Origin of the sequence: Pantoea sp. PNA 14-12 (genome assembly GCF_004364735.1) — a bacterium.
Classification (GTDB): Bacteria; Pseudomonadota; Gammaproteobacteria; order Enterobacterales; family Enterobacteriaceae; genus Pantoea; species Pantoea stewartii.
Window position 1 is genome coordinate 496,294 of record NZ_SOAJ01000001.1, and the last position, 12,303, is coordinate 508,596.

Consider the following 12,303-nt stretch of genomic DNA (forward strand, 5'->3'; position numbering starts at 1 on the left):
GGATGAGCCAGATTTTTCAACGCACTAAAGCCCCTGCCAAACTGCTGGGCACGCCGCTGCAGCGCTGGGCAACGCGCGTCAAAATGCAGCACGGGCGCAAGCTGGTCATTGCCTTACCTTACATATGGCTGACGCTGTTCTTTCTGCTGCCTTTCCTGATCGTGCTTAAGATCAGTTTTGCCGACATTGCGCGCGCCATTCCGCCCTATACCGAACTGGTTAACTGGGCTGACGATCAGCTGAGCCTGGTGCTCAATCTGGGCAACTACGTCACGCTCAGCGACGATCCGCTCTACATTGACGCCTATCTGCAGTCATTAAAAGTGGCCGCTATCTCGACGGTGATTTGCCTGCTGATAGGTTATCCGCTGGCGTGGGCGGTCGCGCACAGTAAGCCTTCAATGCGATCCATCCTGCTGCTGCTGGTGATTCTGCCCTCATGGACATCGTTTCTGGTGCGGGTTTATGCGTGGATGGGGCTGCTGAACAATAACGGTATTCTTAATCGTTTCCTGCTGTGGCTGGGGGTGATCGATCATCCGCTGATCATCCTGTATACCAACACGGCGGTGTACATTGGCATCGTCTACTGCTATCTGCCGTTTATGGTGCTGCCGATCTATACCGCGCTGACGCGCATTGATTATTCGCTGGTGGAAGCCTCGCTGGACCTGGGCGCGCGTCCGCTGAAAACCTTCTTTAGCGTGATTGTGCCGCTGACCAAAGGCGGCATCATTGCCGGATCCATGCTGGTGTTTATTCCGGCGGTCGGCGAGTACGTGATCCCTGAGCTGCTGGGCGGCCCGGACAGTATCATGATTGGCCGCATTCTGTGGCAGGAGTTCTTTAACAACCGTGACTGGCCGGTGGCGTCGGCACTGGCGGTGATCATCTTACTGATTTTGATTTTGCCGATTATCTGGTTCCACAAACACCAAAACCGCGAAATGGGAGAGAAGGGATGAACAATCTGCCAACGATCCGCTCTCCCTGGCGCACAGTCATCCTGGCCTGCTGCTTTTTATTTCTCTACGCGCCGATGCTGCTGCTGGTGGTTTACTCCTTCAACAGCTCGCAGCTGGTGACGGTGTGGGAAGGTTTCTCCTTCCACTGGTATAAGGTGTTGTTCCAGGACGATGCCATGATCGATGCGGTGGTGCTGAGCCTGACCATCGCCGCGCTTTCTGCCACCATGGCGGTGGTGCTGGGCACGATGGCGGCGGTAATTATCGTGCGCTTTGGGCGTTTTCGTGGGCATAACGGCTTTGCCTTTATGCTGACCGCACCGCTGGTGATGCCGGATGTGATTACCGGTCTGTCGCTGTTACTGCTCTTTGTGGGGCTCGGTAATGCGCTGGGCTGGCCAACCGAACGCGGCACGCTGACCATCTGGCTGGCGCACGTGACCTTCTGTACAGCCTACGTGGCGGTGGTGATTAACTCGCGCCTGCGTGAGCTGGACCGTTCCATTGAAGAGGCGGCGATGGATCTGGGCGCAACGCCGTTGAAGGTGTTTTTCGTGATTACGGTGCCGATGATTGCACCCGCTATCGTCACCGGCTGGCTGCTGGCCTTTACCTTATCGCTGGACGATCTGGTGATTGCCAGCTTTGTCACCGGGCCGGGCGCGACAACGTTGCCGATGGCGATTTTTGCCACGGTGCGTCGTGGGGTCAATCCGGAGATTAACGCCCTGGCGTCACTCATCCTGTTTGTCGTGGGCATTGTCGGTTTTATCGCCTGGCGCGTGATGGCGCATGAAGAAAAACAGCGTTTAAGCGATATTCAGAAAGCTAAACGTGGCTGAAATGCCTGACGTTTGCCAATATAGATAAAGGCTGGTTTATCCAGCCTTTTTATCGCGTGGCGGAGTCGAGGACATGTCGGAAACCCTGAAGCACAGTTCTGTTTTACCGGATGCGCCGGTGCCCGTTACGGTGGCCGGCATCGCCATTATTGCCACGCGCTGCCTCAGCGTGCTGATGCTGGTGAACGCGCTGGGCTATACCGAAATCATCAACTTTCTCCATCGCAGTGCGCAGTCCTGGGATTCCACGTTGATTTTCATTGCCAGTCAGATCATTTTTTTATTTGAGCTGCGCTGTGCCTTTACCCTGATGCGCGGGAGCAATCGCGGGCGCTGGGGATTTGTCGTGGTGCAGATTGTGGTGTTGTGCTACATGCTGATGGCCTCCACGGGCGGGATCTATCCGGAAATTTTCAGTATTGACGGCGAAAGTAATCTGCAGATCATTCACCACACCTTGCAGCAAAAACTGCCCGACCTGGCGGTATTCCTGCTGTTGTTTCTGCCCGCCAGTAGCCGCGCATTTTTTCGCAAGCGGTGATACAATCGCGCTCCGCTCACCCTCCCGACAGGCAATACAGGCTTTACCATGCAATGCGCGCTCTATGACGCTAACCGCTGCCGCTCATGCCAGTGGCTCGAAAAACCCTATTCACAGCAGCTTGATGAAAAACAGTCTCTGCTGGCCCAACTGCTGGCTGATGTTCCGGTTGCAACCTGGCTGCCGCCGGTCGCCTCGGCCCAGGAAGGGTTTCGTAATAAAGCGAAGATGGTGGTCAGTGGAAGTGTAGAGCGGCCTGTTTTTGGCATCGTGCAGCGCAACGGCGAGGCCGTCGATCTGTCGGACTGTCCGCTTTACCCTGACCGTTTTTCACCAGTGCTGGCAACCTTAAAACCGTTTATCGCGCGCGCGGGGTTAACGCCATACAACATTGAACGCCAGCGCGGTGAGCTGAAGTATCTGCTGCTGACGGAAAGCACGCAGGGCGGCATGATGCTGCGCTTTGTTCTGCGCTCGCACACGAAGCTGGCACAACTGCGAGCTGCGCTGCCCTGGCTTCAGCAACAGCTGCCGCAACTGACGGTGATCTCCGCCAATATCCAGCCGGTTCATATGGCCATTCTGGAAGGGGAGGAGGAGATTCCGTTAACGCCGACCCAGTCGCTGGCAGAAACGTTCAATGGGGTGCCCTTGTGGATCCGCCCTCAGAGTTTTTTCCAGACCAATCCTCAGGTCGCCAGTGCGCTGTATGCCACGGCGCGCGACTGGGTCCGTGCGCTCCCGGTAACCAGCATGTGGGATCTGTTCTGCGGGGTGGGCGGATTTGGCCTGCATTGCGCGTCGCCGTCCCTGCAGCTTACCGGGATTGAAATCAGCGCCGAAGCGATTCGCTGTGCAGAACGCTCTGCCGCTATGCTGGGCCTGGATAATGTCAGTTTTGCCGCGCTGGATTCCACCGCGTTTGCATTGGGACGCGAAGCGGTGCCGCAGCTGGTGCTGGTCAATCCACCGCGTCGGGGGATTGGCCGTGAGTTGTGTGAGTATCTCCGTGCGATGGCACCGGATTATGTACTTTATTCAAGCTGTAATGCACAGACCATGGCGCAGGATATCGCCCGGCTCAGTGACTACAGGGTAACGCAGGTCCAGCTGTTTGATATGTTCCCGCACACCGCGCATTATGAGGTGCTGACGCTGTTGACGCATCAACGTCAGGGCGGGCCAGCCAGGTAAGCTGCTGAACTGAGGACAGTGCAGAACCGGTCAGCAGAGTACGCGGCTGGCCCATAAACCTTATTCAGGAAACCATTGCTGGTTGATTTTCTGCCAGGTGCCGTTGGCTTTAAGTGCCGCCAGTGCCTGGTTAAGTTTCTCACGCAGGCCGTCGTTACCTTTGCGTACCGCAATGCCTAAGCCGGTCCCAAAATAATCGGCGTCCGTCACATGCTCACCCACACTGGCCAGATCGCTGTTGGTTTTTAACCACTGATTGACCACCGCGCTGTCGCCAAACACGCCGTCAAGACGGCCGCTTTTCATATCCAGAATGGCATTCTGATAGCTGTCATAAGCCACCACCTTGATGTCCGGATGTTTGTCCTGTAGGTATTTCTGGTGCGTGGTGCCGTTTTCGACGCCTACACGTTTACCGTTCAGGTCACTTATCGCGCTGAATTTGCCTTTCGGGGCAATCACAATCGCCGAGTTGGCATAATAAGGTTGGGTGAAATCGACCTGTTTGCTGCGCTCGGCCGTGATGTCCATGCCGGCAATGACGGCATCATATCGGCGAAACTTCAGCGAGGGGATCAGGCTGTCAAATGCCGTATTGGTAAACGAGCATTCCGCTTTCATCTGCTGGCAAAGGGCCTTTGCCAGATCAATATCAAAGCCGACAATCTGGTTGTCGCTGTTCAGCGATTCAAAAGGGGGATAGGTAGCAGAGGTGGCGAAACGAATTTTCTCAGCGGCCTGCGCGCTTACCGCCAGGCTTACCAGTACTGCAGCAATCATCCATTTTTTCATTACAGGCTCCCTGGCCATCAGTCACATAACATACAGCGGAGTAAGATGCCAGATAATGAATTTTTATGCAATAAATGTGACTGAAAAATTACTCAGGCAGGTTTCCCTGCCTGAAGATCAGTCGCGACGCTCGAAGGCCAGAGCGCGTTTTTCGATCAGGCGCATCAGAAGGGTAAGCAGGCCGTTAACGCACAGGTAAATCAGTCCCGCAGCCGCATAAACCGTGACATCGTAGGTCCGGCCATACAGTAACTGACCGTGTCCCATGACTTCCATCAGCGTAATCGTAAACGCCAGCGAGGTGCCCTTAAAGACCAACACGACTTCATTGGAGTAAGAGGAGAGTGCACGCTTAAACGCATAAGGCAGCAAAATGCGCAGGCTATGTCTGGGCGTCATGCCCAGCGCCTCGCAGGACTGCCACTGACCGGCAGGTATCGCCCGCACCGCACCGTAAAACAGCTGCGTGGTATAGGCAGCACTGTTCAGCGACAACGCCAGCATGGCACACAACCAGGGTTGTGACAGCAGATGCCACAGCCACGGCAGTTTTTGCAGGCTGGGAAACTGACCGGGCCCGTAGTAGATCAGGAAAATCTGCACCAGCAGCGGGGTGCCGGTAAACAGGGTGATAAATCCTTTAATCAGGGGCGAAAACAGCGGTGTTTTCAGGGTCAGTGCGATGGTAAACATCAGCGACAGACACAGCGCGACCACCAGCGATGCCGCAGTCAGTGTCAGGCTGGTATGAAGCCCTTTCAACAGTTCGGGTAAATATTGCAGCATCAGCTGTTCCCCCGTTCAAAACGGGTCGTACGGTGTTCAATACGACGCAGCACTGCCTGGCTAAACAGCGTAATCACCAGGTAAATGGCCGCCGCAATCAGGAACCAGGTAAAGGGTTCCTGCGTACGCGTAGCGATGCTTTTGGTTTGCAACATCAGGTCGTTAACGCTGATAAGCGACACCAGCGCAGTGTCCTTCAGCAAGACCAGCCACTGGTTACCCAGACCGGGCAGCGCATGACGCCACATCTGCGGCATGATGAGGCGGAAAAAGATCGCCGACCTCCTCATGCCCAGCGCCTGGCCCGATTCCCATTGACCGACCGGCACGGCTTTTAACGCACCGCGCAGCGTTTGTGACGCATAGGCGGCGTAAAGCATAGCCAGTGCAATCACGCCGCACAGGAACGGGCTGACATCAAAATTTTCGATCTGCATCTTAACCGGTACGCTGAACAGACCGAAATGTAGCGTAAAACCGTCAGACAGCGTTAAAAGCAGTTGCGAGGCACCAAAGTAGATAAACAGCACTACCAGAATCTCTGGCAGGCCGCGAATCAGGGTGACCAGTGCGGTGCCTGCCCAGGCGAGCGGACGCAGCCGCATTGACTCCCAGCCAGCAAAAATCATCGCCAGCACAAGGCCAGCGATGAGGGCACAAACAGCAAGGCCGACGGTCATGCCGGCAGCGCTTGCAAGCGGAATTATTTCATTCATCAGAGATTACTGCTGAAACCATTTGTTGTAGATGGTTTTGTAAGTACCATTGGCCTTGATTTTATCAAGCGCGGTGTTGAACTTGCCTTGCAGCTCGGTATTGCCCTGACGAACGGCGATGCCCAGGCCGGTGCCAAAGTAGGCTTTATCCGTGACTTTCTCACCCACCGGGGCCAGATTCGCGTTTTGTTTCAGCCACTCGTTTACCACGGCGCTGTCGCCAAAGACCGCATCAATACGGCCATTTTTCAGGTCAAGCACGGCATTCTGATAGCTGTCATAAGGGACAACGGTGATGTCACTGTGTTTGTCGGCCAGGTATTTCTGATGTGTGGTGCCGTTTTGCACGCCTACACGTTTACCTTTCAGCGCGTCAACACTGGCCACTTTGCCTTTCTGCGCCACGAAAATCGCAGAGTTATCGTAGTAAGGCTTGCTGAACAGCACCTGCTTTTCGCGCTCAGGCGTAATGTCCATACCGGCCATAACGGCATCGAAACGGCGGAATTTCAGGCTTGGGATCAGGCTGTCAAAAGACTGGTTGGTAAAGGTACAGGTTGCATCCATCTCTTTACACAGCGCATTCGCCAGATCGACGTCGAAGCCCTGAATTTTGTTGTTGGCATCGACAAATTCAAACGGAGGATAGGAGGCCTCGGTGGCAATACGAATAGTTTCAGCGGCGGAGGCGCTTAAACTCAATCCGGCAAGCAGTGCAGCAAGTACGACTTTTTTCATTTTTAGCATCCTGACTTAGTGCGAAAGATAATGTGCAAACGCCTCGGTTTGCGGCTGTGTAAAGCGGCTGGCATCACCCTGTTCCACGATATGCCCGTTTTCCATATAAACCACACGGCTGGCCGTTTTACGGGCCACGTCCACTTCGTGCGTCACGATAACCTGTGTAATCTGCGTCTGAGCCAGTTCGCGGATAATACTGACGATCTGGGCGGTGATTTCAGGGTCGAGCGCGGCAGTGGGTTCATCAAATAACAGCACCTGCGGCTCCATCATCAGCGCACGGGCAATGGCTACGCGTTGCTGTTGCCCGCCAGAAAGGTGCAGGGGGAAACGGTCGCTATAGCTGGTCAGGCGCAGACGATCGAGGAGCTTGTCGGCTCTGGCGCGTGCGTCGGCCTTGCTCAGGCCCAGTACACGGCAGGGGGCTTCCATCAGGTTTTGCAGCACCGTCAGGTGCGGCCAGAGATTATATTGCTGGAAGACCATCCCGACATTCTGACGAAGCTCGCGTATCGCGGCCTCTGAAGGGGTTTTGCTGAAGTCGAAATCATTACCTGCAATGTGCAACTGGCCTGAGCGTGGGCGCTCAAGCAGATTCAGCACGCGCAACAGCGAACTTTTTCCTGCGCCGCTTGGGCCAAGCAGCACCAGCGTTTCGCCCTGCGGACATTCCAGGTTAATGTCAAACAGCGCCTGGTGAGCACCGTAGAAACAATTAATCGCGTTTAGTTGAATACTCATGCGCCAATTTTGAATAGCTATTAGTTTTGCGGATTTTAACGTCACCAAAATAGTTATGCAATTAAGGTGGCTTAAAATTTACGAATAAGCGGTAAACACACAAAAGATTAGCACAAGATATCGCGAGACAAGGCGGTGAGAAGACGGGGAACCGGAGGTGGCGCGGGATAAAAACGCACGGCCTGGCCGCCGGCGTTTTTATCTGCTGATGTCGAAAAGCGTTTATTTCTTTGTTTTTTCAAGCAGCTGGCTAAGCGATCCTCCGCCAGGATGCGGGATATCTGCCACATAGCGGACATCATCGACGACCCAGCAACTGCCCTGATGAATCATCAGCACTTCGTCCTGCCACTGTTTGTCACCGCGGCTCATTTTCACGCGCAGGGGAATGTTACGGGCATCCCGGTTAGGAATCGTGGAAGCATCGGCAACGTCAACCCCGGTTGGCCCCTGAGCCAGGCTGGAGAAGAGATCGCCGTTGCGCCACGTCGCCGCATCAGGACGTTGGCTGGTTTGCAGCAGCGCCTGATAAAGTCCATCGCTCAGGTAAGGGCGATACTGTGCCAGCGTCGCGGTATCAGGCAGGCCGGATGAAGGATGCTCGATACGCATGTCGTAAAAACGCTGGGCGACGGTGTCCGGGCCACCTTCCACGCAGGGGGCCATGCGCGGGCCATTATCCTTGATTACCGGCTCGACCGTCGTACAGGCACTCAGCAGCAGCGCAGCCGGGAGCAAAAGCGCAAAACCTTTGTTTCTCATCTCGATTTCCTTATTGTTCTCTGGCAAGGTGCTTTTTTAACATAGAGTATAGCCCTGCTTTTAGGTGAAAGAGCCTTTGACCCGTTTCGGTAACAGGAGAGTACGATGAAATTGTCAACAACCCCGACGCTGGAAGGACACAGCATCATGGAATACTGCGGCGTAGTCACCGGTGAAGCGATTCTGGGGGCCAATATATTCCGCGATTTTTTCGCCGGGATTCGCGATATTGTGGGCGGCCGCTCGGGCGCTTATGAGAAAGAGTTGCGTAAAGCGCGCGAGATCGCGTTTAAAGAGCTGGAAGAGCAGGCCAGATCGCTAGGGGCGAACGCGGTGGTGGGCATTGATATTGACTATGAAACCGTAGGGAAAGACAGCAGCATGCTGATGGTTAGCGTCAGCGGCACGGCGGTTGTTATTCGTTGAAACGCCTCCTGTGCTGTCTGATGGCGCTGCTGCTGGCGGGCTGCCACTCAGGCATTGAATCACGATCGGGCTACTGGGTTGATTTGCGCCATCCCGCACAGGGCGCGCGTCCGCGCGTGAAGGTGGTGGTGATTCACTATACCGCCGAGGATTTCTCCTCCTCGCTGGCTACGCTGACTGACCGTGACGTCAGCGTGCATTATCTTATTCCCCGCCAGCCACCGCAGCGCAACGGTAAAGGCATTATCTGGCAACTGGTACCGGAGCAGGATCTGGCCTGGCATGCCGGCGCCAGCTTCTGGCGCGGCGCAACCCGTATTAACGACACCTCGGTGGGCATCGAACTGGTGAACAACGGCTACCGCCGGACGCCGGCCGGAGTGACGTGGCAACCGTTTCCCCCTGCGCAGATTCGCACCCTGGCGGCGCTGGTACGCGATATAACGCAGCGCTATGGCATCGCACCGGAAAATATTGTGGGCCACAGCGATATCGCGCCGCAGCGTAAGCAGGATCCCGGCCCGCTGTTTCCCTGGCAGCAACTGGCCGCTGAAGGCATTGGCGCGTGGCCCGATCCACAACGCGTGGCGTTTTATCTGGCCGGACGCGATCGTTACGCCGCTGTGCCAGCCGTAACCCTGCTGGAGTGCTTGCAGCGTTATGGTTATCAGGTAACGGAAGGAATGAGCGCGGACGAGCAACAGAAACTGATTGCCGCCTTTCAGATGCATTTTCGTTCTGCAAATATTCAGGGCTTCGCGGATGCCGAAACCCTGGCGATAGCGCAGGCCCTGCTGGAGAAATACGGCACAGCGCAATAATCCCTCGATCACGGCGCTGTAGCGAGGTCAGCGGCCTGCGTAAGGCGAGGCGGGCAGGTTCACCGCATCCGATGCCGCATCAGGACGGTGCTGTGCCAGGAAGGCCCGCCAGTGGCCGAGCACCGTTTCAAGCGCGGGACGCTCAGCATCCAGATGGGTCACAATCCGTGTTACCGGGCCCACACTCATCAGGACGTTGTGCGCATGCATCCACTGGCCCAGCGCCGTAACCTGATCGACCGGGATGCGCACGAACAGCATATTCGTCTGCTGCTCAGCGACGTCAATCCCCATCTTTTGCAGTTCCTGTCCCAGCCAGGCGGCGTTGTCGTGGTCCGTTTGCAAACGCGTAACGTTGTGTTGCAGCGCATACAGGCCCGCCGCCGCCAGAATACCGGCCTGGCGCATGCCTCCGCCGGCCATTTTGCGCCAGCGGCGTGCACGTTCGATATAGGCTGCCTCGCCGCAAAGTAGCGAGCCTACCGGCGCGCCCAGGCCCTTCGACAGACAAATGGTCAAGGTATCGCAATAGCGGGCAATGTTTTCCAGCGTGGTTTGCTGTGCGACGACCGCATTGAAAATGCGAGCGCCGTCGATATGCAGCGCCAGTTTATGTGCTCGGGTAAAATGCCAGGCCTGCTCCAGGTAGGCAGCGGGTAACACTTTCCCATGATGGGTATTTTCCAGGCTCAGCAGCCGGGTGCGGGCAAAATGGATGTCGTCGGGTTTAATAACGTCTGCCACGACATCCAGCGGCAAACTGCCGTCTGCTGCTGCGAGAATGGGTTGGGGCTGGATACTGCCCATCACCGCCGCGCCGCCGGCTTCATATTTATAATTGTGCGCCTGCTGGCCCACAATATACTCTTCGCCGCGTTCGCAGTGGCTGAGCAGGGCCACCAGGTTCGCCTGCGTGCCGGTAGGGAAAAACAGCGCTGCCGCTTTACCACTCAGACGTGCGGCTTCGGCTTCCAGTGCATTGACGGTGGGATCATCGCGATAGACGTCATCACCGGTTTCAGCGGCCATCATCGCCTGTAACATCGCGCTGCCGGGACGGGTGACGGTATCACTGCGTAAATCGATCATCGGGCGCTCCTGGTCTGCGGAAAACAGGCGGGCAGAGAACCCGCCCGCAAGAGCACTCTGTTTTACCGTAGCCAGTTGGTTTTTGCCAGCTCCAGCACTTCGTCACCCCGCCCATTGATGATGGCACGGAGCATATAGAGGCTGAATCCTTTGGCCTGTTCCAGCTTGATCTCCGGCGGCATAGCCAGCTCTTCCTTCGCGGTGATCACATCCACCAGCACCGGGCCGTCATGGGCAAAGGCCTGTTCCAGTGCGCCATTGAGTTCTGACGCTTTTTCAACCCGAATACCTTTCACGCCGCAGGCCTCGGCAATGGCCGCAAAGTCAGGATTATGCAGATCCGTCCCGTCAGTCAGGTAGCCGCCCGCTTTCATTTCCATGGCGACAAACCCCAGCGAACTGTTGTTAAAAATGACCAGTTTGACAGGCAATTTCAGCTGTGCGACGGTCAGAAAATCACCCATCAGCATGCTGAATCCACCATCGCCACAGAGCGCCACGACCTGACGGTCCCGGTTAAGCGACTGTGCACCCATCGCCTGTGGCATGGCGTTCGCCATCGAACCGTGATTAAACGATCCGAGCAGGCGACGCTTGCCGTTCATCTTCAGATAACGCGCCGCCCACACGGTCGGCGTGCCCACATCGCAGGTAAAAATAGCATCTTCGTCAGCCAGTTCACTGATTTGCTGAGCCAGATACTGCGGGTGAATGGGCTGCCTGTCGTTCGCGGTGGCCAGCGCATCCAAATCCTTACGCGCTTCCGCGTAGTGTTTCAGCGCACTGTCGAGATGATGCTGATCGGTTTTCACCTGCAGCTTCGGCAGCAACGCGCGCAGCGTCGTTTTGACATCACCGACGTACGCCTGGTCGACATGACAGTGCGATCCCAGACTGCCGGGATTAATATCGATTTGAATGATGTTGGCTTTCTCAGGATAGAAGGCGCGATAGGGGAACTGAGTACCTAACAGCACCAGCGTATCCGCATTCATCATGGCATGATAACCCGAGGAGAAACCGATTAGCCCGGTCATGCCCACATCGTACGGGTTGTCATATTCGATATGCTCTTTGCCGCGCAACGCATGCACAACAGGGGCTTTCAGCGTTGCCGCCAGTTGCACCACTTCCTCATGCGCACCGGCACAGCCGCTGCCGCACATCAGCGTAATATTGCGGGCGTCATTCAGTGTTTGTGTCAGGGTCGCCAGTTCATCGGCAGACGGCAACACGACGGGTAGCTGCGGTGGATACCACTCTGCACGCGCAGCATCGGGAGCGGGTTGCAGCGCCACATCGCCCGGCAGCACCACCACGGAAACCCCACGGTTCAGAATCGCTTTGCGCATGGCAATGCCCAATACCTGGGGCAACTGCTCGGGATTGGAGACCAGTTCGCAATAGTGACTGCACTCGCGAAACAACTCTTGTGGATGCGTTTCCTGGAAGTAACCGCTGCCGATCTCACTGGAGGGGATGTGGGCGGCAATGGCCAGTACCGGAACGCGATTGCGGTGGCAGTCGAACAGCCCGTTAATCAGATGCAGGTTACCTGGCCCACATGAACCCGCGCAGACCGCAAGCGTGCCACTGGCATGCGCTTCCGCACCCGCAGCAAAAGCTGCCACTTCTTCATGGCGGGTAGGCATCCACTCAATGGTGCCCATTTTGTTCAGACTGTCAGTGAGTCCGTTTAACGAGTCACCTGTGACGCCCCAAATACGTTTTACACCGGCGTTTTCCAGCGTTTTGGCCACCAGCGCCGCGACGGTTTGTTTCATCTTCATCTCCTTGGTCATTCGTTGCCATCCCGGGGAGGGCAGAATTAAACAGCTACCAAGAAGCGTAGACGAGAGTCATTCAACTCTACCGTAAAAAATTGCA

At 56.1% G+C, this 12,303-nt stretch carries 14 protein-coding genes; 6 read left to right on the top strand and 8 right to left on the bottom strand.

Translation table 11 applies throughout. From position 1 onward, the window contains the following. The first annotated feature begins 2 nt into the window (after positions 1-2). From potH to rlmC, 4 genes are all read left to right on the top strand, one after another. Positions 3-965, top strand: a complete 963-nt coding sequence (gene potH / locus C7434_RS02465) for a putrescine ABC transporter permease PotH (protein WP_039341374.1) — start codon at positions 3-5, stop codon at positions 963-965. Beyond that, a complete protein-coding gene (gene potI, locus C7434_RS02470) occupies positions 962-1,807 on the top strand; it encodes a putrescine ABC transporter permease PotI (RefSeq protein WP_033737660.1) in 846 nt (281 codons plus the stop codon). The genes potH and potI overlap by 4 nt, the downstream gene beginning before the upstream one ends. A gap of 73 nt (positions 1,808-1,880) precedes the next feature. After that, positions 1,881-2,348: a YbjO family protein gene (locus tag C7434_RS02475; protein ID WP_033737659.1), complete on the top strand. Its 468-nt coding sequence runs from the start codon at positions 1,881-1,883 to the stop codon at positions 2,346-2,348. Positions 2,349-2,396: 48 nt separating this feature from the next. Continuing rightward, positions 2,397-3,542 carry a 23S rRNA (uracil(747)-C(5))-methyltransferase RlmC gene (gene rlmC, locus C7434_RS02480; protein ID WP_033737658.1) on the top strand — a complete coding sequence of 382 codons (1,146 nt, stop codon included), beginning with the start codon at positions 2,397-2,399 and terminating at the stop codon, positions 3,540-3,542. 60 nt (positions 3,543-3,602) lie between these two features. Here rlmC and C7434_RS02485 read toward each other — a convergent pair whose 3' ends face one another. From C7434_RS02485 to C7434_RS02510, 6 genes are all read right to left on the bottom strand, one after another. After that, positions 3,603-4,334 (bottom strand): arginine ABC transporter substrate-binding protein, encoded by a 732-nt coding sequence (locus C7434_RS02485; RefSeq protein ID WP_033737657.1) that lies wholly within the window; start codon positions 4,332-4,334, stop codon positions 3,603-3,605. Between the two features lie 117 nt (positions 4,335-4,451). Next, positions 4,452-5,120: an arginine ABC transporter permease ArtM gene (artM, locus tag C7434_RS02490; protein ID WP_039341365.1), complete on the bottom strand. Its 669-nt coding sequence runs from the start codon at positions 5,118-5,120 to the stop codon at positions 4,452-4,454. Next, positions 5,120-5,836: an arginine ABC transporter permease ArtQ gene (gene artQ, locus C7434_RS02495; protein ID WP_033737656.1), complete on the bottom strand. Its 717-nt coding sequence runs from the start codon at positions 5,834-5,836 to the stop codon at positions 5,120-5,122. The genes artM and artQ overlap by 1 nt, the downstream gene beginning before the upstream one ends. A gap of 6 nt (positions 5,837-5,842) precedes the next feature. Continuing rightward, positions 5,843-6,574 (bottom strand): arginine ABC transporter substrate-binding protein, encoded by a 732-nt coding sequence (gene artJ / locus C7434_RS02500; protein WP_033737655.1) that lies wholly within the window; start codon positions 6,572-6,574, stop codon positions 5,843-5,845. A 15-nt stretch (positions 6,575-6,589) separates the two neighbouring features. Next, the gene (artP, locus tag C7434_RS02505; protein ID WP_110267732.1) at positions 6,590-7,318 is read right to left on the bottom strand and encodes an arginine ABC transporter ATP-binding protein ArtP; all 729 of its coding nucleotides are present in this window, start codon (positions 7,316-7,318) and stop codon (positions 6,590-6,592) included. A gap of 222 nt (positions 7,319-7,540) precedes the next feature. After that, positions 7,541-8,080: a lipoprotein gene (locus C7434_RS02510; RefSeq protein WP_033737654.1), complete on the bottom strand. Its 540-nt coding sequence runs from the start codon at positions 8,078-8,080 to the stop codon at positions 7,541-7,543. Between the two features lie 105 nt (positions 8,081-8,185). On the opposite strand from C7434_RS02510, the gene C7434_RS02515 reads away from it, so the two are divergent. Then, positions 8,186-8,506, top strand: a complete 321-nt coding sequence (locus C7434_RS02515; RefSeq protein WP_133745108.1) for a heavy metal-binding domain-containing protein — start codon at positions 8,186-8,188, stop codon at positions 8,504-8,506. Then, positions 8,503-9,327 carry an N-acetylmuramoyl-L-alanine amidase gene (locus C7434_RS02520; RefSeq protein ID WP_033737652.1) on the top strand — a complete coding sequence of 275 codons (825 nt, stop codon included), beginning with the start codon at positions 8,503-8,505 and terminating at the stop codon, positions 9,325-9,327. The genes C7434_RS02515 and C7434_RS02520 overlap by 4 nt, the downstream gene beginning before the upstream one ends. Positions 9,328-9,354: 27 nt before the next feature. Here C7434_RS02520 and ltaE read toward each other — a convergent pair whose 3' ends face one another. Next, positions 9,355-10,416, bottom strand: a complete 1,062-nt coding sequence (ltaE, locus tag C7434_RS02525; protein ID WP_050504721.1) for a low-specificity L-threonine aldolase — start codon at positions 10,414-10,416, stop codon at positions 9,355-9,357. A gap of 62 nt (positions 10,417-10,478) precedes the next feature. Beyond that, on the bottom strand, positions 10,479-12,200 hold the full coding sequence (gene poxB / locus C7434_RS02530) for a ubiquinone-dependent pyruvate dehydrogenase (RefSeq protein WP_033737651.1): 1,722 nt from the start codon (positions 12,198-12,200) through the stop codon (positions 10,479-10,481). Between the last annotated feature and the right edge of the window lie 103 nt (positions 12,201-12,303).

Excerpts from the sequence above, each read along its gene's own strand:
- potH (WP_039341374.1), top strand. The coding sequence starts at position 3 with ATGAGCCAGATTTTTCAACGCACTAAAGCCCCTGCCAAACTGCTGGGC.
- potI (WP_033737660.1), top strand. The coding sequence starts at position 962 with ATGAACAATCTGCCAACGATCCGCTCTCCCTGGCGCACAGTCATCCTG.
- C7434_RS02475 (WP_033737659.1), top strand. The coding sequence starts at position 1,881 with ATGTCGGAAACCCTGAAGCACAGTTCTGTTTTACCGGATGCGCCGGTG.
- rlmC (WP_033737658.1), top strand. The coding sequence starts at position 2,397 with ATGCAATGCGCGCTCTATGACGCTAACCGCTGCCGCTCATGCCAGTGG.
- C7434_RS02485 (WP_033737657.1), bottom strand. The coding sequence starts at position 4,334 with ATGAAAAAATGGATGATTGCTGCAGTACTGGTAAGCCTGGCGGTAAGC.
- artM (WP_039341365.1), bottom strand. The coding sequence starts at position 5,120 with ATGCTGCAATATTTACCCGAACTGTTGAAAGGGCTTCATACCAGCCTG.
- artQ (WP_033737656.1), bottom strand. The coding sequence starts at position 5,836 with ATGAATGAAATAATTCCGCTTGCAAGCGCTGCCGGCATGACCGTCGGC.
- artJ (WP_033737655.1), bottom strand. The coding sequence starts at position 6,574 with ATGAAAAAAGTCGTACTTGCTGCACTGCTTGCCGGATTGAGTTTAAGC.
- artP (WP_110267732.1), bottom strand. The coding sequence starts at position 7,318 with ATGAGTATTCAACTAAACGCGATTAATTGTTTCTACGGTGCTCACCAG.
- C7434_RS02510 (WP_033737654.1), bottom strand. The coding sequence starts at position 8,080 with ATGAGAAACAAAGGTTTTGCGCTTTTGCTCCCGGCTGCGCTGCTGCTG.
- C7434_RS02515 (WP_133745108.1), top strand. The coding sequence starts at position 8,186 with ATGAAATTGTCAACAACCCCGACGCTGGAAGGACACAGCATCATGGAA.
- ltaE (WP_050504721.1), bottom strand. The coding sequence starts at position 10,416 with ATGATCGATTTACGCAGTGATACCGTCACCCGTCCCGGCAGCGCGATG.
- poxB (WP_033737651.1), bottom strand. The coding sequence starts at position 12,200 with ATGAAACAAACCGTCGCGGCGCTGGTGGCCAAAACGCTGGAAAACGCC.